Genomic DNA, 25,421 nt, shown 5'->3' with positions numbered 1-25,421 from the left:
TGCGCGATACCGGCGGATGGTGCGGTGCCGTCGGTCCGCGCCGTCGCCGATGCGGCAGCGGCGCGGACCGACGGCACCGGTGGCGGTCAGCCCGGCAGGGCCACCTGCGCCGGGGTCGACCGGTGGGTGGTGGTGCCGTCGCCGAGCTGCCCGAACGAGTTGTCGCCCCAGCACCACAGGCTGCCGTCGGTGGGCATCGCGCAGGCGTGGTGGGACGCGGCGAGGCTGTCCGTCCAGGTGGTGGCGCTACCGACCCGGGTCGGGGTCGACCGGTGGGTGGTGGTGCCGTCGCCGAGCTGCCCGGACGCGTTGTTGCCCCAGCACCACAGGCTGCCGTCGGTGCGCGTCGCGCACGACGAGTCGATGCTCGTCTCGACCCTCGCCCAGGTGGTGGCGGTGCCGACCTGGAGTGGGGTGGTCTGGAAGCCGACGCCCCCGCCCACCTGGCCGTACCCGTTCTCGCCCCAGCACCACAGCGTCCCGTCGGCGCGGACCGCGCAGGTGTGCACGTATCCGGCCGTCACACCGGTCCACGTGGTCGCGGTGCCCACCTGCGTCGGTGTCGCCCGGTAGTCCCGGATGCCGAGACCGAGCTGCCCGTCCGAACTGCTGCCCCAGCACCACAGGGTCCGGTCGGTGCGGGTGGCGCAGGTGTGCGCGTACCCGGTCGTGACGCTCGCCCAGGTGGTCGCCGTGCCGACCTGCACCGGGGCGGTCGCCAGATGGGGGGTCGCGCCGGTGCCGAGCTGCCCGTGGCGGTTCAGGCCCCAGCACCACAGGGTGCCGGTGGTCTGGACGGCGCAGGTGTGATTGGCGGCGGTGCTGACGCTGGCCCAGGTGGTGCCGTCGCCGATCCGTACGGGGCTGCTCCGTTTCGTGGTCGTCCCGTCGCCGAGCTGCCCGTTGTGGTTGCTGCCCCAGCACCACAGCGTTCCGTCCGTGCGTACCGCGCAGGTGGTGCTCATGCTGGCGTCGATACGCGCCCAGGTGGTGGCGTCGCCGATCCGGACCGGAGCGGTCCGTTCCGTCGTGGTCCCGTCGCCGAGCTGGCCGTAGAAGTTGTTGCCCCAGCACCAGAGTGCTCCGTCGGTGCGGATCACGCAGGTGTGCAGATCGCCTGCGGCGACCCGGGACACCGGCCCGACGGCGAGCGAGGCGTCCGGTGTGCCCCGGTCGGCAGAGCTGACGCCCGCCGTCGCCGCACCCGCCGTGAACCCGATGGCCAGGACGGTGATCCCGATGGAGGCCGCCGCCACGACGGCGGTTCGGGCTGCCCGCCGCCATCGCGTCCGTAGCCGCCCCTCCCGATGTGCGTTCATGCTCTGTTCTCCCTAGGCATCGTCGGTTTCGTAGGGTGGAGGCGGCGTTGCCCCGACAGGTCGCCAGCGACCCATCACTTCACATCGATAAAACCTTACATTGACTTACGTCAGTTCCACTCGCTCGGGATTCTGCCGACTCGCCGCTCCCTGGACGCCCGGCGCTCCTGGTGGGGTAGCGGCCGAGGACATCGAGGGGGTGCCGGAGTCGGTCGAGCGAATCATCGGTCCCCCGGCTGTCTGACGTCGGTCGGCAATCGCGAGCTGGGGCCAAGCTGGCGGGAGCAAGTCGTCCCACCATCGGCTCGGTGTTCAACGGCGCCCGCCAGGCCGATCTTCGGACCCTCGCCAACCTTCGAAGTCGGCCTTCGGGCCGAGCAGGTTCACGCCGTGGCACTTGTGCTTTCGAGCAGGGCGAATCGCCTGCACTCGACAGGCGCATCCCATCGATTGTGCGTCCGGTGAGCGCTTCATCCCTGCCCAGGTGTTGTGCGAGCCTGTTACCACAGGGCAGTAAACGTGGCTAGGGGAGCCAAAACGGTGGACACCGAGGTCAGGGGCTGTGCTGAATTTGCTGCGTTGACGACGCAGTCTCATTGACCTAGTGGGCTGCCTCCGATCGCGCGGCGCGGCGGATGTCGAGCAGGTGGTGTTCGCCCTCGTGGATGGTGTGTCGGCCGAGCCACAGCAGTGTGCGGGCCTGCGGTCGCGGCCACGGGTAGACCCCGGCGCGGGCGAGTTCCGCAGGACCGAGCACGCCGAACCGGGCGGCCAGGTCGTCGGCGGCCACGCCCAGCGCCGCCAGCACGGTCGCGGGATCCTGCTCGTTGTACGCCTCCGCCACGGCGCGCTCGTCGCGCCCCATCGGGGCGAACTCCGGCTCCTCGACGCGCAGCGCCAGCGCGAGGCGTTCGGCCTGCACGCCGAGTACGTCGCGGACGTGGCAGGTGTACTCCAGCGGCGACCACACCCCCTCGGCCGGTCGCCGGCGCACCTGCCGCACCTCGGCGAGGGCGGCTGCGTACCGCTCGCCGAGCGTGCGCAGGAGCGGCGGTAGTTCGTCGGCGGAGACGCCGGCATAGTCGAAGCCGCACTCGTCGCACCGGTCCACAGGTCGAGGCTAGCGGCGTTGCCCTCCGCCGTCATGCCCCCACGGGCGCTGCGCGGCGGTCGGGGAGGGACCCGCCCGAAAACGTGGCGGCCAGCGCCGCCGACAGCCGCCACAGTCCGGGCTCACCCGGTCGGGCGGTCGGTCCGGCGGTTCGCCCAGGACGGCGGGGAGGGCGCGGTGCGGCCGGCGCGGTACGGCCCACTGCATATTTCCCACCCGGTCCGATCGAAAGCCCGGGCAGTAACGGCCTGCGCCGCCAGGATTCTCCCGGCGGCGCCGGCGGACGTGAATGTCGTTACCGCGTGCTCGAGGGCCGTGCCGTCGATGGGCGCCCCGCAAGCGCGGAGATGCGGACGAAAGGCTCCGGCGGCCACGCTGATCGATGCGAGCGGATGTGCGGCGACGCTTTCCCGTTCACGAAAAGCGAGCGAATGGAGCTGGGCATGAGCGAGGGCAGAGGAACCGACGTGACCGACATCTTCGACTACCGTGCCGAGCGCGACGGCAAGTCACCGTTCCACCCGCCGGTCAAGTACCAGATGCTCCGCGACGAGAGTCCAGTCAGCCAGGTCAACATGTGGGACGGCAGCAAGGCCTGGTTCATCACCCGGCGGGACGACGTCCGTGCCGCGCTCGCGGACGAGCGGCTCAGCGCGGACAACCGCAGGCCGGGCTTCCCGTTGTTGAGTCGCGGGTCGGAGACGCTCACGGACAACAACCCGACATTCGCCCGAATGGATCCGCCCGAACACACCCGGCAGCGCGCCATGGTCAACGCCGACTTCACGCAGCGATCGGCGGCCCGGTGGCGGCCGCAGATCCAGCAGATCGTCGACCGGCTGGTGGACGAGATGCTGGCGAAGTCGCCGCCCGCCGACCTGGTCGGCGAACTGGCCGAGCCGCTCGCGGCGCAGGTGATGTGCCTGGTCCTGGACATTCCGTACGAGGAGGACTTCTTCCAGCGGGTCGCCTCGACGTTTGCCGACCACTACGTCGGCCAGGACAAGCTCGATGTCGCGAGCGACGAGCTGACCAGTTTCATCACCGGAATCCTCGAGGCCAAGGCCGCGAATCCCGGCCGCGACCTGCTCAGCCGCCTCATCACGCAGCAGGAGGCGAACGGCGAGCTCACCCGGGACGACATCATCGGCATGACCCGGGTGATGATCGTCGCCGGGTACGAACCGGCGGTGCACGGGGTCTCCCTCGGCCTGGCCGCCCTGTTCTTCAACCCGGACCAGCTGGCGTTGCTGCGCGACAACCCGAGTCTGATCGCGGGCGGCCTGGGGGAACTGCTTCGCTACAGCACCAACTTCCACACCGGACTGCCCAGGGTCGCCATCGGCGACACCGAGATCGGGGGACAGCAGATCAAGACCGGCGAGGCCGTGCTGGTCTACCTGCCGACGGCGAACTTCGATCCGCAGTGGTTCGATGACCCCGATTCGCTCGACCTGCGCCGGAGCAACTCCGGCAACGTGTCGTTCGGCCATGGACTGCACCGGTGTCTCGGGCAGCACGTGGTCAGGATTCAGATGGAGACCGTCCTCGAGACGCTGCTGCGCCGGATTCCGGACATGCGACTGGCCGTCGATCTGGACCAGATCCGCTTCGCGCGCGAGGCGGCCGTCTACGGTATGTACGAGCTGCCCGTGACCTGGTGATTCCCGGGGCGCCGGAGCGAGGGGCGCACGAGCGGTGAAGAGTCCGCGGTGGCTCCAGGGGAGAGAACTTCATGAAGCTTCTTCTCGGAGCCTGTTGAAGGACTCCGATCCTGCGGTTCGAGTTCGCAGTGGGCGGCGCCGGTTGCGGGCCAGGCGTCGGGTCATGACCATCACCATGGACCACTGGAGCATGGCGGCGTGGTGCCTTCACAGTCGCGGGTGGTGCGTCTACATCTGTTGATCCAGGCCAAGGTTCTCTCGACGCCCCATCTACGTGGCAGCGGCGATGTGCCGCTTGCGCCCATTGACATTCTTCCCGGCGTCGTAGCCGCGGCTGCCGGTTGCAACGGTCTCGGCCGTGCGCACCGACTGGGAATCCAGGATCGCCACCGACGGCTCGGCATGACGACCTTCGTCGTGGCGGATCTGCTCGCGCAGGCTGGTGTCCGACGGGTCCTGGCGAGGACGGGCCGTGGACATTATTCCGCCCGGCGAGCCGCGACGTAGCTGCGCCATGACCGGCAACAAGCTACAAAGACATGGTTGGCTTCCGAAGTACGGGCAGAGCTTCGTCACCAGTGCTCGTACCTGAAGGCCCCCTTTCCACGTCAGCCCGACACGTCGACGACCCGCAGGTCCGCGATCACGGCCAGCAGATCGCCTGCGCGCCGCCAACCGCCACCACGCCCGCGACAACACCCGCCCACTGGCCCTACTCGGCATCACCTGACGACTCTGCCGGGGCCCCGAGTGCGTCGGTGCGTTCGCCCAGGCAGCGGAGCCTGCGGTGCAGCTCGTTGCAGGCCGACAACAGCGCCCACGGCATGACGAGCGTCGCGCCGATGTCAGGCCAGCCGCCTCAGTAGCCGTTGACGAGGCTGGTCGGGCGCATGTCCGTCCAGTTCTCCTCCACGTACGCCAGGCACTCCTCACGGGAACTGGCATCAACCACGGTTCGCCAGCCCTCGGGCACCTCGATGTCTGCCGGCCACAGCGAGTGCTGGTTCTCGTCGTTGACCAGCACCAGGTAGCTGGCGTTCTCGTCTTCGAATGGGTTGGTCATGACATTCCTTCCATTGTCGCTGAGCGGATACGGACGCGTCGTCCGCGCCGTGTCCAGACCGTCAGGGCAGGTGATCGCGTTCTCGGGTTGCTGCTGGTCGAGGCGTGAACGAGGTCGTGTGGGCGGTGTTGGCGCGTCGGGTGGCGCGGGCGATGTTGGTGTCGCCGTTGGTGCGGTGGTAAGCCGATAGCGGTGTTACGGAGTCGTGGCGATGACGGCGGGTCCGGTGCCGGTGTGGGCCTGGTGAGGTAGGCGGTCTCGCGGCCAGCCGGCAGGTGGGTCGTCACCCGCGCCGGAGTCTCGCGCAGATCCTGCGCGCAGGCCTGCCCGACATCGGCAGACCTGCGCGCTCGGCGGCATTGTGCGCGATCAGCGTCAGGTCAGCCCCAGCGACGCTTCGGGCGAGGAGCTGAAGTTCCGTGCTATCTCTTCGAAGTTCGCGGCCATCGAGACGATGGTCTCCTCGCGGAACAGGTTTCGCTTGTAGTCAAGGCAGCCGGAAGAGTCGCCCGACGGCTCCCTGGTCAGGGTCCACAGTGCGCCATCCGGCACGGAAGACTTCTGCGACTGTGGGCCCATCATCCGCGGTATCCGGGCATACCTCAGCTCTCCTGGTGCCTCGACGTACTGCTTCTGATCGGGCAGAGCCTGGAAAACGGCCGCGGCCGCGGTGTCGGAAGCGGCCGGTCGCATCAGCTCCGGGGCCTGCCCGAATATGTGAAGGGTCGGGATTTCGTGCTTGAATGCTTCGAGGCAGGTGCGTCGGGTCCTTCCGAGCAATTCTCCGAATGATGCGCACCCGGCAATGTCAGTGCGAAGTGGCAGGAAGTTGAAAATCGGGCCGACGGTGTCCTCGAACAGCTGCCCGCCACGCCCCGGAGTGAACGTCGCGATGACCACGTCCGTGGCGCCGGTCAGCCGATGCACGAGCAGCTGGTACATCGCGACCAGCGCCATGAACCGCGTGGTGCGGTAGGCTCTGGCCATCTGGTCGATGTTCGAGATCACCTCGTTCGGTATCAGAAAGCGATGGGCTGCGGTCGACTCGGGAAGGTTCGCGGAACGCGGGATGTCCGTGGGGAGCGCCGTGAACAGAGCGCCGTCCAGCTTGCGGCGCCAGTATTCCCGCGCCGCTTCAGTGCCCGCACCGGCCCCGGTAAGCTGCCAGTCGGAGAATTCGCGGTACTGCGGTGCTTTCGGCAGGTCCGGGACGGTGTGACCTGTCCTCGCGGCGTACCGGTTGGCCAGGTCTCGGATGACCACCTCCATGGACATTCCGTCCGAGACGATGTGATGGATCATCAGCGCCAAGACCGCGTCCTGGTCGTCGAACCTGCCCAGCACGGCACGCAGGGCGGGCGTCTCGTCCGCCCCCATCGTCTCCTTCTCGACTTCCCGCCGCAGCGCCTCGGCCCGCGCCGCGCGCGATGCCTCAGGCGTCTCCGGAAAATCGCGGATCTCTACGCTCACCGGACCAGGTGGCGAGATCTCCTGGCTTCGCTTCCCCGCCGCGCCGACGATTCGCGTCCGGAGCGCCTCGTGGCGCTTGACGACGTCTTGCAGAGCGTCGCGCAGGGCAGCGACGTCGATCGGCCCGCCCGTGACCCGCCACGCATCCACCACGTGGTACCGGAAACCGAATGGCCCGTCGTCACTGCCGTGATCAAATGCGTCGACAAACTCATGATTGAGCGACAGCGGGAGCGTCTCGGTCGCGTCGATGCCGGTGACCTTAGTTGGGCTCATCCTGGCTCCTATCAATTGGTTCCGCCTGTTCCAGGAGGTACTGGTCGAGCTCGGTGACCGTGGGAAACTCAAACAAGTGATCGAGCGTGAGTTCCACACTGAGTGCCTCGTTGACCGTCTGAATCAGCCGGATCCCGCTCAGCGACTGCCCACCGAGTTCGAAGAAGCTGTCGTTGACTCCTACCTCTGCCACGCCCAAGGCGTTGGCGAAGGCGGAGCACAGGGTTTCCTGCTGTGCCGTGCTGGGGGGCTGGTAGGTCGACGAGCCGGCGAGCACCGGCTCGGGCAACGCCCGACGGTCCACCTTGCCATTGGGCGTGAGCGGGAGTGAGTCGAGCACGACGAACGCGGCGGGGATCATGTAGTCGGGCAGCACCTTTTCCGCATGCTTCCGGAGCGCGGTGATGTCCACCGCGTCAGTCCCGCCAACGACATACCCGACAAGGGAGTGGTGGCCGTCCTCGTCCTGCCGGGCCACGACGATCGCCTCGGAGATCTCCGGGTAGGTGGTGAGGGCTGCTTCGACCTCGGCGATCCCGACCCTGAATCCGCGGATCTTCACCTGGTCGTTTGCTCGACCGACAAACTCGATCATGTTGTCGGTGGTCCAGCGGACCAGGTCGCCGGACCGGTACATCCGCCTCCCGGGACCGCTGAACCGGTTCGCCACGAAGCGCTCGGCGGTCAGGCCTGGTCGGCCCAGGTAGCCGCGCGCCAGGCGTTCACCCGCGATGTAGAGCTCCCCGACCTGGCCGGTGCCGACCGGGCGGAGCCGCTCGTCGAGTACATACAGCTCGACGTTGTCCATCGGGCGGCCGACGGGCACCCTCGTTGAGGGAACGAACGGCGCGGTTACCGTTGTGGTCGTGGCGAACAACGTAACCTCGCTCGCCCCGTAGGTCGGACGCACCGTGATGTCAGGGCACGCCTTCAGCACTCGCTCGACGGCGCTCGGCGAGATGACATCGCCACCGGTCGAGACTTCACCAACGGTTGCAAGGCAGTCCGGCGCCTTGTCGGCGAGCACCCGGAACAGGCCGCTGGTGAGCTGGACGGCGGTGATCTCGTTGTCCCGAATCAGTCGCCGGAGAGTGCCGAGATCCAGGCGACCGGGCGGCGCCAGGACCAGGTGACCACCACGCAGCAGCGGAACCCAGAGCTCGTAGGTCGACACCGCGGCTGCATACGGCGCCACCATGAGCACTCGGTCCTGGCTGCTGGTGTCCCAGCACGAGTCCAAGGCGACGCTCAGCACGCCCCGGTGTGTCACGCAGACGCCGCGCGGCAAGCCCTCCGACCCCGAGGTGTGGATGATGCACGCCAAGTCTTCGGATCGTGCGTCGATGTTCGGGCCGACGACCGACCGTTCCTGCTGCGCGGAGGCTGAGTCGACGAGCACCGTCCGTTTGCTGGCCGGTAGGCCCGCGCGGCGGGCTTCCTCGTCGGTCAGCAGCACCGGCCGACCGGCGTTGTCCATGAACCGCTGCTTGGCCTCCAACGGATGGGCGTTGTGCAACGGCATGTAGACCGCACCCGCCTTGAGCACGCCCAGTGTCGCCACGACCAGCTCAGGTGACCGCGTGATCAGTACCGCGACCGGCTCTCCGGGCCGGACGCCGAGACTGATCAGCTGATGCGCCAGACGGTTGGCGCGCTCATCGAGCTGCCGATAGGTCAGCCGCACTCTGCCCCCGGACACCGCCGGCGCGTCGGGCGTCTGGGCTACTTGCCTGGCGAACTGCTCCTGGATGGACTTGGAACCCATGCCGCCTCATCTCCGTCCACTAGTTCGCAGACCAGACCTCATTCATGGAACGTACCGCCGACGCTGTTCGATTGCGCCTTCAGGACTGCGCTGTGGCCCGCCGTGCCCATCGAGGTAATCAGCAATCTGAAAGACGTGGCAGCGCTAAGGATTTGGAATACTCTACGAGGCCGTCGAAGCGGTATCAGTTCCATCTCGGCGAAACGGATCGTCTGCGGACTGGACTCCAACACGCCCTACATCTGATCGGGAGAACCGTCAGCAGCCGGAAGGATCGTGCACCGTGACACGAATCAGCAACACCGCCGAACACGACTTCCCTGCTCCGGCCGAGCCTGACCTCACCGCAGAGCAGGTTTTGGCGAGAGCCGAGGCAATGGTCCCCGAACTCATCGACCGCCAGGCAGAGGTCGAGGAACGTAGCTTCTACGCCGAGGACATCCACGAGAAATTCGCACGCAACGGCTTCTACCGTATTCTGCAGCCCCGTCGTTACGGCGGGTACGAGTTCGGCCTCGAGACCTTCGTGCGCGTCTCCGCGACCCTGCTGCGTGGATGCCCGTCGACCGGCTGGATGTACACCCTCGGGGCCATGCACACGCACATTGTGGCCACGATGTTCGGTGAGCAGGCTCAATCGGAAGTGTTCGGCGTCGGCGACTTCATCTGCCCCGGCACCGCCGTCCCCAGTGGATCCGCTGTGCGAACCGCGGACGGCGGCTGGACGATCAGTGGCAAGTGGCCTTACTGTTCCGGGGCTCCTTATGGAACCCACTTCCTGGGACATGCCCTGATCTCTGGAGAAGACGGGGCGCCTCCGACGCCCTTGTTCTTCGTCGCGCCGCGCAGTCAGTGGACGCGGTTGGACGACTGGGGCCAGCAGTTGGGCCTGCGAGGCAGTGGGTCGCACAGCATCACCATGGAAAACGCCTACATCCCTGACTACCTTGCCCTCCCCGGTGTGCAGATCATGGAGGCCGACGTCTCTGCGGGCACGCCAGGCCGGGTTCTGCACGGCAATCCGGAGTATGGCGGCGGGCCGCTCTCCTTCACGAATTTGTGTAACGCGGCCCTGGCCGTGGGCATCGCGCAGGGAGCCCTTGACATCTACGAAGGCCTCCTGCGGAGTCGATCGACCCTGGTGCCGCCAATCGTGCGCCGTCATAACGATCCCGACTACCAGTTCTGGTATGGCGACGCCGTCGGGATCATTGGTACCGCAGAGGCCGCACTGCTGAACGCCGTCAAGCAATGGCACGACGCTAGCTCTACCGGCCCCGCAGCGGTCACCAGGGAATTGGACCTGCGGATCTCGGCAATCTGCCGACACGTGATCCAGCTATGCTGGGAGGCGGTGGCGAATTACCTGATGCCGACGGCCGGCGCAAGTTCGATCCGGCACGGCGAGCGCCTTGAGCGGGTGTGGCGCGACATGTCCATGCTGCGTAGCCACGGCGGCATCTCGATCCTGCTGCCGACGGTGGCCGTGCGGGAACTCACCCGGACGCGGATGCGCTAGCGCCGCTGCCGCACGGCCAATCCAGAACAGGCCGCCGCCTCGGCCATTCGATCCAACGACAACCGGTGCACGCCCCCTCACGGCAGCACGCGGTTCCGCCAGGCAGTCAGTGAGTTTGAGCAGCGCCGATGGGGTATGCCGACGCCCTGCGACCCTGGAAACGCTGGTCCGGGTGGTGTGCGGGGAAACCGAGGGAATACTGGCCACTCTTCTCGTGGTGGCTGAGAAACTGTCCAATGTCATCATCGTCGAGCCGGCCTATGAGTCATAGGCGGTCAACCTGCGCCTCATCGGCGTGGAAGCCCGGTACGTTCAACTGAGCTCTCCACATTGGGGTGCGCGGAGTGGTTCACTGACGAGCGCGCTGCTCCCGGACTGCGGGGGACAGGTCCGCGAGTCGGCCGGTCAGCGTCGCGACGGCGGGTGCGTCGGGCATGGCTTCGTTGAACTTCGACGTGCAGTGCACGCTCACAGCCAGCAGGCACCGCCGCTCCTCCGCATCGCGAACGTCGCCTGCCACACCTCCGGGGCCACGTCGGACGCAGCCGGATCGAGCCCTACGCTCGTCGCACCGCAGCCCCAACGTCACCGCGAGGTCGCGTTGGCCCAGAAAGCACTCCGGGCGATCGTCGCGGCGCTACTACCTGTGCCGCTGAAGTTGAGCGACCGGGCTCGGTTTGTGAGCTCGAGCGGGAGAATCGGGAATGTCGGATGCAGGCCGACTTCCTGAAAAGCCCCAGCCCTCCGCGAGCCAGCGGCTGCGGGCGATGTTCGGGGTCAGCGAGTGCCGGGCCTGTCGGATCGCCGGCCAGCATTGGCCCACCTGACTCGTCGCCGAGCGGCCGCGGCCGTCCGGGGTCCTCCCCTGAGCGCCTGGATGTTCGCATTTCCGAAGACGCGTTCGCCACGGGACCCATGGGATCCTCGGTGCCGAGCGAAAGGACAGCCGCCGATGACAGCGCAAGAAGAGGTTGACAGAGCAACGGTGCTCCCCGCGCCCTCCGGCACCAGACTCCCTTCCCTGACGGCGCTGCGGACCGTGGCCGCGACCCTGGTGTACATCCACCACGCGATGTACCAGCCGCTGTTCTCCGACCAGGGCATCCAGAATGCCTACAATGCGCTCGCCCGCAACCTGGGCCCCATGAGCATCATGTACTTCTTCGTGCTGAGCGGCTTCATCCTGACCTGGTCGGCCAAGCCACACGACAACGTGAAACAGTACTACCGGCGGCGATTCTTCAAGATCTTCCCGAGCCACCTCGTGGTGTATGCCATCCTGCTGCTCCTGATGTTTGTGGCCGGGCGCGCCATCCCGTGGCCCCAAGCGGTGGTCAGCCTCCCCCTCCTGCAGGCATGGGTGCCGGACTTCAACTACCAACTATTCGCGATAAACCCACCGACGTGGACGCTGTCGGTTGAGTTGCTGTTCTACCTGTGCTTCCCGCTCCTCCTGATCCTGGTCAACCGAATCCGGCCCAGCCGACTGTGGCTGTACGCGGGGCTGGTGGCCGTGGCCGCTCTGCTCATGCCGGTGGTCTCGCGGCTGTTCCTGCCCGACAGCCCGTCGACCCCCGTCTCCGCCTCGCTTTCCTGGCCCCAGCTGTGGTTCCTCTACTATCTCCCGGTCACGCGAGTGTTCGAGTTCCTGGCCGGAATGATCATGGCCAAGATCCTGATGACGGGCCGCTGGCGAGGCGTGCGGCCGCTGTACATCGTGGTGCTGCTGGTGGTGGCGTACGTGGCGACGCTGCCGCTCAAACTGTACGAGGAGGGATACCAGGCGGTATTCATCATACCGCTCGCCCTGGTGATCACCGGCGCGGCCGCGGCGGACCTCGCCGGGCGCCGGACGCTGTTCAACACCCGCGGCATGGTCTTCCTGGGCGAGATCTCCTATGCCTTTTACCTCGTCCACATCACCGTGTTCTTCTCGCTGCAAGCTGCGTTCAACCACCAATGGGGCCTGGGCGGGATGTTCACGTCACGCCCGTTCGGTACCGTGGCCGCGATCGCGTTCCTCGTCGGCGCCTATCTGGCTTGTGTGCTCGTCGCATGGCTCTTGTATGCGCTGGTGGAGCGCCCGGCGATGCGGCGGTGGGCCCGTCCGAGGCGGGCCCGGCCAGCAGGAACTTCGTAGGCGACCGGTGATCGCCTGCCTGGTTACTGCGGGAGTGGCGCGCGGCTCCTCAGGGGCGGGTGCCGGTGGCGAGCGTGAGGCTCTCGAAAACGTACGCTCGCCGGGTCGTTGAGCGGGTTGGCGGGGTGGTCGGGGTCGGCGAGGGCGCTCCAGGCGTCCACGTCCATCCCCGGCCCCGCCGCCTGCCGAGCCGGCGCCGCGCAGCAGCTGCTCGGCGTACCCCGGCTTGGTGCCCCGCGGCCCGGAAGAAGTCGGAGACCAGAATCCCCGGCCCGGGCCGGATGGTGATCGGGCCGACGCCGAACTCCTTGACCGCGACCAGGCCGCCGGGGCGGACGACGCGGACCATCTCGGCCAGAGCGCGTGACAGGTCTTCGTGGGAGAGGTACTGGACCGCGTTGGCGCACCAGAGGGCGTCGAACGAGGCGTCCGGGTACGGCAGCGCGAGCGGGGCGCCCCTCGCGGATCTCGACCGGGCCCGCCAGGAGTCCCGCCCGCTCGAACGCGAGCGTGACGTGCTCCGACGCGAGGTCGACGCGTGCACGCGACCGCTGGGCCCCGGTCAGCTGGGCGACCTATGGCAGGAACCCGCCGTTTCCGCAGCCAGCGTCGAACACCCGCCAGCCCCGGTTGGATGCCCACCCGCCTCAGGCTTCGAATGTCGGTCATCGCGGCCGGATTGATCGAGACCCGGGTACGTGCTCACGGCGCGGTCACCATGAACGGTCCGCCGAGCCTGACTGCCCCGTTGAGCACCGTGATCCCGCCTGAGCATCGACAGCCCAGTGTGCATTGGTCTGCCGATGAGCGGTTGCGTCGGAAGCGGTCGACCAGCGTGCGGCTGGCATGCCCGACGGACATCCGAAGGGTGTAGTTCTCGGGGCGTACCCCCGACTGAGGTTCGCTGCCGCCACCGTCGTCCCGACACGGCGGTTGATGTCTCCGCACACTGCGACTTGACCGGAGCCCGAGTTCGTGATGGGCGACCTCATCCGGCCGAATCAGTCGTCAGCGCTCCGCCTGTCATGCAGGTGCCGTCGGCGATCGGACAGGCTGTCGGTCACTGCCCGAGAGAGCGGTAGCGGAGGTGAACGACGCCGTTTCGAAATCGGCGCTCATCGAGGAGCTCGAGGTTCTCACGCATGCCGGTCGGCAGCCCTGGCTTGCCCCCGCCGACGACAACGGGCAGGATGAACAGCTGGCACTCGTCGACCAGCCCGGCCTTGAAAGCCTGCGTCGCGAGGTTGGCACCTCCTACGTGGAGATCGCCGCTGGCCGTGGCCTTCAGTTCGTGTATCGCGGCGGGGTCGAAACGGCGTTCGAGTCGGGTGTCGGCAGTTGACGCTGCGGGAAGGTTCTCGGAGTAGACGACCTTGCTCGCCGCCTGCCAGGCGTTCGCGAAGTCGGCCATGAGGTCGGAGTTCGCGGCCAGAGCGGCGTCGGTCTCCCAGACGGCCATCGCTTCGTACAGTCGCCGCCCGTAGAGAAACGTGTCCACCGACCGCACGAGGTCGGTGTGGTACGCGAATACCTCGTCGTCGATTGGGAACATGTCGAAGGCGCCGCGTTCGTCCTCGATGTAGCCGTCAAGCGACACGTTCGTCACGTAAATCAGCTTTGCCATGCCTCTACCTCTCGATGATCAGCTGCGGCAGCCCGGACATTCATCAGCGTGCCGTCCAGCTCGGTGCACGCTTGGCGCCGACCCTCCTCGCTGGGTGCGCCAGATGTTCGGGAAGCCACTGGGGGATCTCCGGTCGCCTCGCCCGTCAGCCTCGTTGATGAGGCCGGTAGGTGAACCGTAGTTACTCCGCAAAATTCCCACTTGCGTGGGTTGAGTCTATCCGGTGGTGTGTGTGCGGTTTGGGGTTTATCGGATGTCGTGCGGCGGTCGGGCCGGGGCGACGACGGCGATGGGTTGACCACAGTCGGGGCAGTCGCGGACGGTGTGTGCCGGTGCCCCAGTGGTGGTCCGAGACGGGTCGGGTGCAGCCTGACCGGTGTTATTGGCGCGTGTTTCCAGGGCTTGGGACCTGTAGACAGGGCTGCAGTCAGGGGCCGGGCAAAGTCGTCAGGTGATGCCGAGTGGTGCCAGTGGGCGGGTGGTTGCCGCGGGCGTGGTGGCGGTTGGTGGCGGCGTTGTTGGTGATGCCGGCGGTGCGGGGTGCGCTGATGGCGGCGTTGCGGAGGGCGGCCGTGACTTGGGGTCCGGTGCCGGTGCGGATCTGGGATGGCTCGTCGTCGTAGGTGACGTCGTGGACCCGGTGGACCTTGATCTCGGTGGACCAGTGACCGCGGATCCGTGGCGTATGGCGTCCGGGACTGACCCTGAACCGCTGCCACAGAGCCGCCGCGGTGGCCGCGATGCCGGCTAGAGATGCAGCCTTGGCGTCGCGTCGGACGTGCGCGAATCGTGCCTGCGGCATGTACTCGTCCGCGAGCGTGGAAATCGTCGTGCGTGCGAAGCGGGGCCACCAGCTGCCGGGGCGTTCATAGATCTCGAAGTCGATCGGCACGTCCACCCAGTAGGGGTAATAGGTGCAGGCGAGTCTGGGACGCTCGGCATACAAGGCGCGTCCACCGGTCTCGTCAGTGTTGAGGGCAATCCATCGGCCGACCATGAGGTCGGCCCGCTCGGTCGCCTCGCCCTCCGCTGTCGTGTAACGGACGCCGGTTACCCGCTTGCCATCGATGGTCAGGCCGGTCACCGCGGTCCCGTCGGGCACCTCGGCACCGGCTGCCGCGGCAGCCTCGGCCAGAATCGCGTCGAGCACGTACCGGTGGGTAGATGGCCCGCAACAGCGGGCAGCCCGACTGAAGCACCAGGACCAGGAGGCCCAACGGGCGAGTCGCTCCAGCCGGGCTGACAGATGTACGACGTAGACAGGGTGTCGCTCGGGAGCTTCGCGATCCAGCAGGAGCACTCGATGCCCCGCCCGAGTCAGCAGGAGCGCTGTCGTCGCATCCGCACAAGGAGCCCCAACCACAACAGCGAGCCATCTCCATCCTGAGCAAGGGCTGGTCTGGGCGTGGTGCAGGACGACGATGGCCTGCGCGATCGCCGTCGCGCGGCGGGGACAGCAACGCGGCTTGACCAGGACCTTCCCTGATAGCCCTTGTCCGCGAAGGTACGCACGTTTGCGCTGGTCAGCGTGTCGATCAGGCTGTGGGTGCGGGCGGCGGTGAGATCGTGTACCGCGCCGGGCAGTGCAGGAGACGCCCAGACCAGCCGCCCGGCGGCATCGGCCAGGACCTGTACGTCCACCCCGTGGCGCTTGTGTCTGCCCGAGCAGTAGGGCGTTGGTCGGCGCCCGGTCGATCGGGATCAGCGTGCCGTCGAGGATGGCGTACGCAAGCCGGGCAGCCCGGCACATCGCGGTGGCGAGGCCGTGGACGCAGGCGGCGAGCAGGTCGACTGCCTCGCGTAGGTAGCACCACACGGTGCTGACCGACACCTCGAAGCCGGCCGCGAGGCGGGTGGAGGTGTCGCCGTTGCGCAGTTGTGCCCAAAGCCATCAGCGCCTGCCACTGCGTAGGCAACCATCGCCAGCGGCCCCCGACCGCGCGGCGCCGGTCGCGAATCAGCTCGTCAGGCGGGTCAGGCTGCGCGTGGACAGCGGGATGCCGACAGGACAGGTCAGCAACGAAGCTCCCGTGGGAAGTGCGCCTTGGTCGACTGCTGTCCTACCGGCAGCTTCTCCTATCCGGAGCATCGACACGCCGATGCCGCCTGCCTGGTCAACCGTCCTTGATCGCGATTAAGAAGGCTCAGCATCGTAAGTCACCGCTCGGCCGGTAGGTCAACCGACAAGAACCCAGCGACTCTTCTTTGTCTTGTTGCCCAGGTCAGGGGCTTGCCCGGGGAAGTCCGACGCCATGGAGCAGATGGAAACAGGAGCACGTCTCGTTTATCCGAAGGAGAGCAATCTGGGAGTTGCGCCGGGAGTTCGACTCCGAAACTGTAGTATCGTCGGCTCCGACAAGGTAGTATCCGCTGGCGGACGGCGAGGAATGGTGGTTCTGCATGCCGAAGTTTAACCCAATCGGGGAACTCAGGTCCCTTATCCCCGAGGCTGGACCAAAGCGAGTGTACGCGCTGGCGACCTTTATCAACATGTTTGGTTTCGGGTTGCTGGTCGTGAGCATGAGCCTGTATTTCACCCGGATCGTGGGACTGCCCGCTTCGCAGGTGGGAGCCGCCCTCACCATCGGTGTCGCCATTAGCCTGGTCAGCGGCGTCCCGGTCGGCAACCTGGCCGACCGGTGGAGTCCGGTGAAGACGGTCAAGGTCATGCTGGTGATCCAGGCATGCACGGCTACCTACTTCATTTTCATTGACAATTTCACCGAACTTGTCATCGCGGCAACCCTCGACATGCTGGCGATGAAGGCGTCCGTAGCGGCATCCGAATCGCTCCTGCGCCGGGTGGCCGGCGATGACGCGGTCAGCTTCCGCTCTCGGATGCACGCGATCCAGTTCGTCGCCATGGGCCTGGGAACTGCCGGGTGTGCCGTCGTGATCCAGATCGGCACTCCTACCGCGTATCAGGTGATGATCGCTCTCGACGCGCTCAGCTTCCTGGTCGCCTTGCTGGTTTTCACCCGGCTGCCGGACTACGCGCCACTGCCGAAGCCGGCCACCGCGTCACGCTGGGGCGTGTTGGCCGACCGGCCCTTCGTCGCGTACACGGCGGTGGCCGGCGCCATGAACCTCCAGCTCTTCATGATCAATATGTTGTTGCCGTTGTGGGTGGTCGACGCCACGAAGGCTCCAACCTGGACGGTTGCGGTGTTCTACCTAATCAACAACACCTTGATCGTCTTGTTCATGGTCCGCGTCGGCAACAAGGTGCAGACGATCCGACAAGGCGGCGTCGCGATCCGGCGCGCCGGAGTGATCCTCCTGGTCAGCTGCTCCGCGATGGGCTTTGCGAACGGACTGCCCGGCTGGGCCGCGGTGATACTCCTGGTAGCGGCCGTCTTGGTGCACACCTACGGCGAACTGTGGTACATGGCGGGCTCGTTCGCCCTCAACTTCGGTCTGCCGCCGGCGCACGCACAGGGCCAGTACATGGGCTTCCTCGGAATCGGCGCCGGCATCGGCGAGGCGTTTGCCCCGTTGCTGTTCCTCAGCTTCATCCTGACCCTCGGCAGGCCAGGTCTGATCGGGATCGGCGTGTTCTTCGCCCTGGTGGGCCTGCTGGCGCCGGCCGTGGCACGGTGGGGCGAGCGGACCAGGCCCGCATCGGAGGATTCGCCGACTCGTGAGGCCGCGCCAGCGTAGCTGAGTGAGGTGATCCGACAAGAATGGCACGCTCCGGTGACGCGATCACGGTTATGAGGCCGTTTCCAGGATGAGAGGTTCCCCCACGATCGTGGGGGAACCTCTCATGCATGAGGGTCCCCCACGACCGTGGAGGCATGGACTATGAGGATCATGTGCCATGCCGGAGAAGAGGCGGCGGTTCGACGGGAGTTCCGTGAGGGAGCTGCCCGGATCGTCCGCGAGACGAACAAGCCAATCGCCCAGGTGGCGCTGCACTGCCAGCGTGAGCGCTTCGACCACCTCGCCGAACGCGGCGCGCACAGGAGCCTGACCGTCAAAGGCAACCAGCCGAACCTGCACCGCCAACTTGCCGGCCTGCCCTGGCAAGCGGTCCCGGACGCCTTCCGCGACACCGACCGCGGACACAGCCGCCGCGAGATCCGCGCCCTCAAGGCCCTGACGATCTCCACCGGCATCGACTTCGCCCACGCCGCCCAAGCATTGCGGACCCGCCGCCGCAGACGGCGCCTGGACCAGCCGAAAGCGCTTCACCGCCGAGGCCGTCTACGCCATCACCGACCTGCGCGTGCACCAAGCGAAACCGGCACAACTGGCCGCGTGGATCCGCGGCCACTGGAACATCGATAACAAGATCCACTGGTACGGGGGTCACCTACGACGAAGACCGATCCCAGATCCGCACCGGCACCGGACCCGAAGTCATGGCCGCCCTCCGCAACGCCGCCATCGGCGCCCTGCGCCTGACCGGGGTCACCAACATCGCCGCCGCCAACCGACATCCGCCTGCGACAGCACCCGCCTGCTGGCCCTACTCGGCATCACCTGACGACTTTGCCGGGGCCCTGGCGCAAGGCCCACGGCGACGCCGAGGGCACCCCTTTCCGGTAAGTCTGGCGTGACTCTTGGTGGCGTCACCCGGCTGATCATGAACGAAGCCTTGGTTGACTGTTCCTCTTACCCCAGAGGAAATCCACCAAGGGTCTCAGTTGATCGGTGTGCCTGACACCGACGAGGCCGGCGTGCTCGGGAGGTCGTCCAGATTCCGTTATTGTCCCCTGAGTGGCCAATACGGTCAGCGCCATCTGACAAGTAGAGCACGCGTGATCGACAGTCCGCTAACCGAGCAACTCCGGGATCACCTTGCTGGCGAACAGGTCCATGCTCGTCCGGTCATAGGCGGCGTCCGCGAAGTAGACGATCACATAGCCGACCCCGGCTTGAGCGGCCTCGGTCAGCCGCTCGACGATCTGCTCGGGCGTGCCGACGAGGCCGCGGGCGAATTCGCCCAGCCAGGGCTCGAGCGCATCGGCCGGCATCAGCGGCTTGTAGTGGGATTTCAACCTCGCCATCTTGTCAGCGACGTCCTTCTCGGTCTCGCCGATGGTCACGAGGAAGAAGGCCGACCGTGTGATCGCGTCGAAGTCGGTGCCCACGTCCTTACAGTGCTGGGCCAAGATCTGGGACTTGTGCACGAATACGTCCAGGGTCGTCGCCCCGAAGTTCGTATACTGCGCGTACTTCGCCGCTGTCCGCAGCGTCTTCTTCTCCCCGGCGCCCCCGATCCACAGCGGAATCCCGCTATCCTGCATCGGAAGTGGCCGGCTGATCGCGCGATCAACCTGATAGTGGCGTCCCGCCAGGGTGGCCGTGCCGGTCGTCCACAGCTGTCGCATGATTTGCACGCCTTCATCGAGCATGCCGAGCCGATCGGCGGCACTGGGGAAGCCGTAGCCATAGCCACGCCATTCGTCCTCGAACCAGCCCGCGCCGACGCCCATCTCCAACCGGCCGCCGCTCATCACGTCGATGCAGGCCGCCATCTTGGCCAGGTACGCCGGATTTCGGAAGCCCATGCACGTGCACAACTGCCCGAGCCGCACCCTGGACGTGCAGGCCGCGAACGCGGCCATCATCGACCACGCTTCGAAGGTCGACTCATTGCTCGGTGCCGGCACGGTGTGGAAGTGGTCGCTGACCCAGATCGACTCGTACGGCCCGGCATCAGCGGCCTGGGCGATGTCACGGATCGTGGACCACTGCTCGGTCACCGGTATATCGACAAGGTCGAGGTTGCAGCCCTGAGGTAAGAGGACACCAAATCGCATATCCAGACCCTATCGATCGGCCTACCCGAATTCTTCTCCCAGCGTGTTGGGTGCTACGGCTCCATCATTGCCTGTCCCTCGATTCTGGATGTGCCGCGCGAACTGACGTGGCTCCTGGTTGGTCTGCTTTCGGCGCGCCGCCGCGAACTGGGCACCCGCTCCTGGTGTAGGCGCTGTCGTGCTCCGCGCAAGCGTTGAGTGCAGAACGGATCCGCGGCCCCGGCAGGGCTCCGGCAAAGTCGCGTGTGGACGTGGTTGAGCTGGCTAATCGGGCGACACGCGGGTTCAACCGTGGTAGGTAGGTGTGCGTACGAGTGCACCAGAAACCCCGGCCGCCATCACCCGTTCAGCGTCCGGTCCCGCACCTCGTGGAGCTCCTCGAACGCGGACAGGTCGGGCACCGTCCAGCCGTCCAGGTCGTATTCGGAGAGGCATTCGTCCGCGAAGGCCTTGTAGTCATCGATCTCACCGCTCGCGAGCTGCGCCGAGAGCAGCTCGATCCGGGTGCTCTCGTGGTTGCCCGCGTAGTTGCGTTCGTACAGTTCGTGGCGCCCGCCGAACTCGGTGCCGACGGCGTCCCACAACAGTTTCATGAGCTTGATGCGCTCGACCGCGTCGCTGCCGTCGGAGCCGCGGAGATACTGGTCCAGGTACGGCCGGATCTCCGGGTTCTTGAAGTCTTCGGCGCTGGAGTTGATGTAGATCAGGCCGCTCGCGATGTCCTGGTGGACTATCTCCTTGATTCGGGGGTAGCCGATCTGCATGAACCACCGATATGCCAGACCGTACCGAGGATTGGGCAGGACCGCGCCGTTATGCCAAGGCACCGGGTTGCGGGCCGCCGCGTCTGAGAACGCCCAGAAAAGATTGCGCCAGGCCAGCACCTCACCGATCCGTGTCTGCACGCCACGGAAATCCTTGACTCCGGTGAGCTCCACCGCCTTCGCGAGCAGGCCGGCGATGAACTCGAGTTTCACCGCCAAGCGGGTGCAGCCCTGGAACGTGAAACGCTCGGAAAAGCCCGATCGGCTGGTGAACAACTGAACCTTACCGATATTGCCATAGATAAATACGTTCTCCCACGGGATGAGCACCTTGTCCAGCACGAGGACGGTGTCGTTCTCGTCCAGCCGTGAGGAGAGCGGGTAGTCGAAGGGGCTTCCCATCAAAGCCGCACTGGCTGTGTAGGACGGCCGACAGATCAGTTTCAGCCCCGGCGCTCCCATCGGGACAGTCGCCACGAGCGCGAACTTCTTGTCCTTGACCGGCAGGCCGTAGTGCGCGATGAAGTTGTAGTGCGTGAGCGCCGAGCCGGTGGCGACCATCTTCGCTCCGCTCACGACGAGTCCGGCGTCCGTCTCCTTTTCCACGTGTACGAAGACATCACCCACCTCGTCCGGAGGGCGATTCCGGTCGACCGGCGGATGCGCGATCGCGTGATTCCAGTAAAGGACCTTCTCCTGGGACTCCGCGTACCACCGCCGCGCATTCTCGTCGAACGGCTTGTAGAAGTCCGCGTTTGCGCCGAGCGTACCGAGGAAGGCCGCCTTGTAGTCGGGGCTGCGCCCCATCCAGCCGTAGCTCATCCGGGCCCACGCGGCGATGGCCTTCTGGTGTTCGACCAGGTCCTCCGCCGTGTGCGGCGTGGTGAAGAACTTGTGGGTAAAACCGTCACTGCCCGTGTCGGTGGGCGATGTGAGCACGTTGCGCATGCCTGGGTCGTGCAATGCGTCGTAAAGCCGCGCGGTCATCCGTACTGGATTGTAGAAGGCAGGATGACTGGTCACATCCTTCACGCGATCACCGTAGAGATAGAGACACCGGTCGTCACGCAGACTTTCGATGTACTCGGCGCCAGTCATCGGCCGTGTCTTCCGCGGTTCATTCATGTTCTTCGGATCCACGATATCGTTCCTCCGAGTAGGCGATCGACGAGTGAGCATCAGGGCGTGAGAACGCTGCTCATATTGGGCGGCTGCTGCACTCGACGTGCGCCTTCTCGAATCGACAGGCGAGACGGAACAGCTCGTCCACGTAGTGGGGGAGTCGGCCTCGGCGGTCAGGCGTCGATGGCTAGCTTTTCAGACATTCGAACCTCCATCAAAGGTCGACTCGCGGCATGCCCGGAAATGACGGCCACGCCACCAATTATCCGTGACCATCCATGTAAGCGCATCTCCTGTGTTGCAGGACGCGACCCCCAACGTCGACCAAAGTGAAATTCACAGCGGCATCGGAGAAGCATCCGGACCCATCACCCGTGCGCTCTGCTCTGATTCGACTCACGTACGTCCGGCCGGAGCTTGCCAGCAAGATCCATGACGTTGTAGTCGATGCTGATCCGGTCGACGCCCAGGATCTGTGCGAACAGCTCGCACATTGCTGCTTCCTCTGGTGTGGTCGGGCCCTGGCCGCCCATGGCGTTGAAGTCGGGTGCCGGTTCGGATATCCCCGCGCCAGTCCCGCACCCGCGATGCAGAGCTCGTCCGCCACTTCTACCGGTACCGGCCAAGCGCATCGTCCAGAACGAACACCCGGGCGTCCGGCAGCGGGCGTCCGATCTGGACCGGGCCATCGCCCAGATCGGGTCCCTCCGTCGCGTCCCCGGCTGTGGCATGCACAGTGGTCTCGGCCGGCCCGTACGCGCCTGTCACGCTGCAGCCAGATACCGCCGACCGCGCCGCCCGGAGTACCGGCGCGGTCGACGCCTCGCCCGCCAGGACGACTGTCTGCGCGACCGGGAACGCCTCCGGGTCGGCCAGTATCCCTGTCATCGCCGTCGGCGCCGTGCTGATCAGACTTCCCGGCCAGATGCTCTGCGCCTGTGCCAGAACATCCCGCACCACCTCCACATACCCACCACATGTCAGTGGTCAGAACAGCTCGGACAGCGACGCGTCGATACTCAGCGACGTGGTGGAGAGGAATCGGCGCAGCCGGTCCGCGCCGAACCTCGAGGCCGCCCAGGACACCAACCACACCGCCGGACGGTGTTCCCCGACAACACCCTTGGGTCGCCCCGCCGACCCCGACGTGTAGATCACTCATGCCGGATGCCATAGCCGCAACGGTCCGAATCGGTCTACGTCAGACACGCCGGTCCCAGGCAGATCGGCGACGGTAGCTTGGACTGCCGGGTCATCCACTACGACCACCAGTTCGCCGGGCACGGTCGCGGCCATGGTCCGCAAGATGAGGATGACAGCGGGAGCGGCGTCGCTGAACGTGAACGCGATGTGATCGGCGGGACAGGCCAGGTCGATCGGGCAGGTAGGGCAGCGCCGGCCCTGAGTACCTCCAAGACCGCGACGGTCTGCTCCGCGGACCGTTCCATCGCGACCGCGACCAGCCGCTGTGGCCTGGCTCCACGCATCTTCAGGTACTGGGCCGGACGATTCGCCCGCACGTCCAGCTCCGCATACGACAGGGACGTGGTCTCAGACACCACTGCGGCCACCTGGGGAGTCCGTGCCGCCTGCGCTGCCAACAGCCCACACAAAATCCCCTCCGCTGGGTGGGGATTGGACGTTACCTGGCCATTGATGCTCGGTGTCACGGTCGCCCGACTCCTTCGCACTCGGCCTTGATTGGGCGTTGGGGCACATGTCGAGAAGCCACTCGCGCTTGTCACTGTCGCAGGCCGACCTCCGCGATGCACCTCCAAAAAAGCCGAGTGAATCGGCAAATTGAGCAAGTTTGAAGTAGACCGCTGGGGGGCGCCGCTGTCAGCATGTACTCGCTGATGCGACGATTGGGGGGACCGAAGATGGCGGAGATCAGTCGCCGTGGGCTTTTTGCAGGTGCGGTTGCCGGGGGGATCACCCTCGGGCTCAACGGGAATAGCGCAAGTGCGGCACAGCCGGACACCCACGCAGGATCATTGTTGACCGGGAATTGTGCGCCGCCTCCTGCAGCGGTGGCAGTCGGTAGCAATGATCCGCGGTATCCGAGTCTCATCACCCCCTGGAACAGGCGATTCCAGGGAAATCCTCAAAACGTACACCTCGTGCGAACGGCAAAGCAGATTGCCGATGTTGTCAGCGATGCTGTCGGAGCGAACAAGCGAATTGCGGTACGCAGCGGCGGGCATTGCTTTGAGAACTTCACCTCTTCTCCTGACATCCAGGAACTGATAGATCTTTCGCAGATGTCGGATGTCTACTACGACCCCAAGCGGCGGGCGTTCGCCGTCGAAAGCGGCGCAACACTCGGCCAGGTCTACAATGCCCTCGTCAAAGGATGGGCCGTTACCATCCCAGGAGGAATTTGCCCCGGCGTGGGTGTCGGCGGCCACATCGCCGGCGGCGGCTACGGCTTCTTGTCGCGCCGGTACGGTCTCGCGGCCGACCACCTGTACGCTGTGGAAGTCGTGGTCGTCGACGGATCGGGAAAAAGTCGAATCGTTGTCGCAACGCGTGACCAGGGAGATCCCAATCGGGATCTCTGGTGGGCGCACACCGGTGGCGGAGGCGGAAGCTTCGGCGTCGTGACGCGATACTGGTTGCGGTCCCCGGGTGTGAACTCCAACGACCCCGCCGAACTGCTGCCTCGAGCGCCCGCAACCATGATAAGAAGGTCACTCACGATGACCTGGGAGCAGTTGACCAGCGCATCGTTCTTGAAATACTTCCGAAACTATTGCAACTGGTACGAGCAGAACAGCGCCCCCGATTCTCCGAATGCCAATCTCTGGGGTGGGTTCTTCGCTTTCCACCAGTCGGCGGGGCCAGTCGGCTTTATCGTGGGTGTCGACAGTGGGGTGCCGGGCGCCCAGAGTCTCATCGACGCACACTGCGAGGCGGTCATGTCCGGTGTGGGAGTGCAACCCGTGGCGGACAACACCGAGTTCGCGCCGTACCTGGACGACCGGAACTGGCAACACCAGCCTTATGCGCGTTCCAAGGACAAGGCCGCCAACCTGCGCAAAGGATATTCGGACAGTCAAATTGCGACTATCTATCGTCATCTGACTGACCCAGAGCCCACAAATGCGGGCGCGGCGTTTACCATGTCCGGGTACGGCGGCAAAATCAACGCAGTGGCCCCAGGTGCGACCGCGACGGCAGATCGGGACTCGGTCCTGCGGGCATACTTCACGGGTGGCCGATGGAACGCGGCCGCCGATGACGCGAAGAACATCAAATGGATTCGCGAGCTCTACCGCGACGTCTATTCGGAGACTGGCGGGGTTCCGGTGCCGAACGCGATAAATGCCGGAGGTTACATCAACTATGCGGACGCCGATCTCGCCGACCCGGCCTGGAACACGTCGGGGACGTCGTGGGCGGAGCTCTACTTCAAGTCCAATTATCCGCGCTTGCAGCAGATCAAGAAGCGATACGATCCCCAGAATGTGTTCCGCCATGCTTTGTCGATCGTGCCGATGTGAACGTCCGGTATCGGAAGCAGGAACGCGTCGCCTACGTGATCCTGGACCGGCGACATGTGCTGAACGCGATGATCTGCGTACGCATTGCCGAGATCTGGGACGACTTCGAAGTCGATGACGACATCTGGTCGGTGTGCAGTCCGGAGCGGGGGAGCGGGCCTTCTCGGTAGGGCAGGATCCAAAGGAGCTGGTGGCACTGGCTGAACTGGGCTAGGCCGCTCCGTCCACTCTCGGCAGCCGGGGCAAGCCGGGCTGGCCCCGGCTGCCGAGCGGTTCGGTCCTGTCAAGCCGCGGGTGCGCCCTTGGCGGTGGT

Annotated in this window: 18 protein-coding genes and 3 pseudogenes; 6 read left to right on the top strand and 15 right to left on the bottom strand. The window is 66.0% G+C overall.

What is annotated here, in order from left to right; all coding sequences use genetic code 11:
- Positions 1–86: 86 nt before the first annotated feature.
- Together ACLQ22_RS09895 and ACLQ22_RS09890 are read right to left on the bottom strand one after the other, a co-directional pair.
- Positions 87–1,319 carry an RCC1 domain-containing protein gene (locus ACLQ22_RS09895; protein WP_425692000.1) on the bottom strand — a complete coding sequence of 411 codons (1,233 nt, stop codon included), beginning with the start codon at positions 1,317–1,319 and terminating at the stop codon, positions 87–89.
- Between the two features lie 601 nt (positions 1,320–1,920).
- Positions 1,921–2,430 (bottom strand): DinB family protein, encoded by a 510-nt coding sequence (locus tag ACLQ22_RS09890; RefSeq protein WP_425691999.1) that lies wholly within the window; start codon positions 2,428–2,430, stop codon positions 1,921–1,923.
- 302 nt (positions 2,431–2,732) lie between these two features.
- On the opposite strand from ACLQ22_RS09890, the gene ACLQ22_RS09885 reads away from it, so the two are divergent.
- Positions 2,733–4,094 carry a cytochrome P450 gene (locus tag ACLQ22_RS09885; protein ID WP_425691998.1) on the top strand — a complete coding sequence of 454 codons (1,362 nt, stop codon included), beginning with the start codon at positions 2,733–2,735 and terminating at the stop codon, positions 4,092–4,094.
- 273 nt (positions 4,095–4,367) lie between these two features.
- Here ACLQ22_RS09885 and ACLQ22_RS09880 read toward each other — a convergent pair.
- From ACLQ22_RS09880 to ACLQ22_RS09865, 4 genes and pseudogenes are all read right to left on the bottom strand, one after another.
- A pseudogene (locus ACLQ22_RS09880) lies at positions 4,368–4,517 on the bottom strand (transposase); the annotation flags it as partial.
- A gap of 436 nt (positions 4,518–4,953) precedes the next feature.
- Positions 4,954–5,157 carry an MbtH family protein gene (locus tag ACLQ22_RS09875; RefSeq protein ID WP_425691997.1) on the bottom strand — a complete coding sequence of 68 codons (204 nt, stop codon included), beginning with the start codon at positions 5,155–5,157 and terminating at the stop codon, positions 4,954–4,956.
- Between the two features lie 375 nt (positions 5,158–5,532).
- Complete coding sequence (locus ACLQ22_RS09870; protein ID WP_425691996.1) at positions 5,533–6,903, bottom strand: condensation domain-containing protein; 1,371 nt, start codon at positions 6,901–6,903, stop codon at positions 5,533–5,535.
- Complete coding sequence (locus ACLQ22_RS09865; RefSeq protein WP_425691995.1) at positions 6,890–8,668, bottom strand: amino acid adenylation domain-containing protein; 1,779 nt, start codon at positions 8,666–8,668, stop codon at positions 6,890–6,892. Before ACLQ22_RS09865 ends, ACLQ22_RS09870 begins: the two co-directional genes overlap by 14 nt.
- Before the next feature lie 283 nt (positions 8,669–8,951).
- Between ACLQ22_RS09865 and ACLQ22_RS09860 the strand changes: the two genes are divergently transcribed.
- Complete coding sequence (locus tag ACLQ22_RS09860; RefSeq protein WP_425691994.1) at positions 8,952–10,187, top strand: acyl-CoA dehydrogenase family protein; 1,236 nt, start codon at positions 8,952–8,954, stop codon at positions 10,185–10,187.
- A 952-nt stretch (positions 10,188–11,139) separates the two neighbouring features.
- Positions 11,140–12,327, top strand: a complete 1,188-nt coding sequence (locus ACLQ22_RS09855) for an acyltransferase family protein (RefSeq protein ID WP_425691993.1) — start codon at positions 11,140–11,142, stop codon at positions 12,325–12,327.
- A gap of 49 nt (positions 12,328–12,376) precedes the next feature.
- Here ACLQ22_RS09855 and ACLQ22_RS09850 read toward each other — a convergent pair whose 3' ends face one another.
- From ACLQ22_RS09850 to ACLQ22_RS09835, 4 genes and pseudogenes are all read right to left on the bottom strand, one after another.
- Positions 12,377–12,871 (bottom strand): class I SAM-dependent methyltransferase, encoded by a 495-nt coding sequence (locus tag ACLQ22_RS09850; protein ID WP_425691992.1) that lies wholly within the window; start codon positions 12,869–12,871, stop codon positions 12,377–12,379.
- 516 nt (positions 12,872–13,387) lie between these two features.
- Positions 13,388–13,951, bottom strand: coding sequence for a dihydrofolate reductase family protein (locus ACLQ22_RS09845; RefSeq protein ID WP_425691991.1), 564 nt, complete (start codon positions 13,949–13,951; stop codon positions 13,388–13,390).
- Positions 13,952–14,378: 427 nt separating this feature from the next.
- Positions 14,379–15,101 carry a hypothetical protein gene (locus ACLQ22_RS09840; RefSeq protein ID WP_425692157.1) on the bottom strand — a complete coding sequence of 241 codons (723 nt, stop codon included), beginning with the start codon at positions 15,099–15,101 and terminating at the stop codon, positions 14,379–14,381.
- A gap of 231 nt (positions 15,102–15,332) precedes the next feature.
- Positions 15,333–15,971: pseudogene (locus ACLQ22_RS09835) on the bottom strand (transposase family protein); the annotation flags it as partial.
- A gap of 443 nt (positions 15,972–16,414) precedes the next feature.
- Here ACLQ22_RS09835 and ACLQ22_RS09830 point away from each other — a divergent pair.
- Together ACLQ22_RS09830 and ACLQ22_RS09825 are read left to right on the top strand one after the other, a co-directional pair.
- Positions 16,415–17,611, top strand: a complete 1,197-nt coding sequence (locus tag ACLQ22_RS09830) for an MFS transporter (protein WP_425691990.1) — start codon at positions 16,415–16,417, stop codon at positions 17,609–17,611.
- A 144-nt stretch (positions 17,612–17,755) separates the two neighbouring features.
- Complete coding sequence (locus ACLQ22_RS09825; RefSeq protein ID WP_425691989.1) at positions 17,756–18,241, top strand: hypothetical protein; 486 nt, start codon at positions 17,756–17,758, stop codon at positions 18,239–18,241.
- Between the two features lie 488 nt (positions 18,242–18,729).
- Here ACLQ22_RS09825 and ACLQ22_RS09820 read toward each other — a convergent pair whose 3' ends face one another.
- The 5 genes and pseudogenes from ACLQ22_RS09820 to ACLQ22_RS09800 all read right to left on the bottom strand — a co-directional run bounded on the left by ACLQ22_RS09820 (position 18,730) and on the right by ACLQ22_RS09800 (position 23,275).
- Positions 18,730–19,719, bottom strand: a complete 990-nt coding sequence (locus ACLQ22_RS09820) for an LLM class F420-dependent oxidoreductase (protein WP_425691988.1) — start codon at positions 19,717–19,719, stop codon at positions 18,730–18,732.
- A gap of 338 nt (positions 19,720–20,057) precedes the next feature.
- On the bottom strand, positions 20,058–21,608 hold the full coding sequence (locus tag ACLQ22_RS09815) for a 4-hydroxyphenylacetate 3-hydroxylase family protein (protein WP_425692147.1): 1,551 nt from the start codon (positions 21,606–21,608) through the stop codon (positions 20,058–20,060).
- Positions 21,609–21,973: 365 nt separating this feature from the next.
- Positions 21,974–22,099 carry a hypothetical protein gene (locus ACLQ22_RS09810; protein WP_425691987.1) on the bottom strand — a complete coding sequence of 42 codons (126 nt, stop codon included), beginning with the start codon at positions 22,097–22,099 and terminating at the stop codon, positions 21,974–21,976.
- A 115-nt stretch (positions 22,100–22,214) separates the two neighbouring features.
- Positions 22,215–22,763: pseudogene (locus ACLQ22_RS09805) on the bottom strand (AMP-binding protein).
- A gap of 101 nt (positions 22,764–22,864) precedes the next feature.
- Positions 22,865–23,275 carry an AMP-binding protein gene (locus ACLQ22_RS09800; RefSeq protein ID WP_425691986.1) on the bottom strand — a complete coding sequence of 137 codons (411 nt, stop codon included), beginning with the start codon at positions 23,273–23,275 and terminating at the stop codon, positions 22,865–22,867.
- A gap of 360 nt (positions 23,276–23,635) precedes the next feature.
- Between ACLQ22_RS09800 and ACLQ22_RS09795 the strand changes: the two genes are divergently transcribed.
- On the top strand, positions 23,636–25,108 hold the full coding sequence (locus tag ACLQ22_RS09795) for an FAD-binding oxidoreductase (RefSeq protein WP_425692146.1): 1,473 nt from the start codon (positions 23,636–23,638) through the stop codon (positions 25,106–25,108).
- The last annotated feature ends 313 nt before the right edge of the window (positions 25,109–25,421 follow it).

The organism is Micromonospora sp. DT178 (assembly GCF_049841695.1).
Classification (GTDB): domain Bacteria; phylum Actinomycetota; class Actinomycetes; order Mycobacteriales; family Micromonosporaceae; genus Micromonospora.
The sequence above is the reverse complement of the archived record's forward strand: the minus strand, read 5'-3'. Positions and strand labels throughout refer to the sequence as shown.

Excerpts from the sequence above, each read along its gene's own strand:
- ACLQ22_RS09895 (WP_425692000.1), bottom strand. The coding sequence starts at position 1,319 with ATGAACGCACATCGGGAGGGGCGGCTACGGACGCGATGGCGGCGGGCA.
- ACLQ22_RS09875 (WP_425691997.1), bottom strand. The coding sequence starts at position 5,157 with ATGACCAACCCATTCGAAGACGAGAACGCCAGCTACCTGGTGCTGGTC.
- ACLQ22_RS09870 (WP_425691996.1), bottom strand. The coding sequence starts at position 6,903 with ATGAGCCCAACTAAGGTCACCGGCATCGACGCGACCGAGACGCTCCCG.
- ACLQ22_RS09865 (WP_425691995.1), bottom strand. The coding sequence starts at position 8,668 with ATGGGTTCCAAGTCCATCCAGGAGCAGTTCGCCAGGCAAGTAGCCCAG.
- ACLQ22_RS09855 (WP_425691993.1), top strand. The coding sequence starts at position 11,140 with ATGACAGCGCAAGAAGAGGTTGACAGAGCAACGGTGCTCCCCGCGCCC.
- ACLQ22_RS09845 (WP_425691991.1), bottom strand. The coding sequence starts at position 13,951 with ATGGCAAAGCTGATTTACGTGACGAACGTGTCGCTTGACGGCTACATC.
- ACLQ22_RS09825 (WP_425691989.1), top strand. The coding sequence starts at position 17,756 with ATGAGGATCATGTGCCATGCCGGAGAAGAGGCGGCGGTTCGACGGGAG.
- ACLQ22_RS09820 (WP_425691988.1), bottom strand. The coding sequence starts at position 19,719 with ATGCGATTTGGTGTCCTCTTACCTCAGGGCTGCAACCTCGACCTTGTC.
- ACLQ22_RS09815 (WP_425692147.1), bottom strand. The coding sequence starts at position 21,608 with ATGAATGAACCGCGGAAGACACGGCCGATGACTGGCGCCGAGTACATC.
- ACLQ22_RS09810 (WP_425691987.1), bottom strand. The coding sequence starts at position 22,099 with ATGTGCGAGCTGTTCGCACAGATCCTGGGCGTCGACCGGATCAGCATC.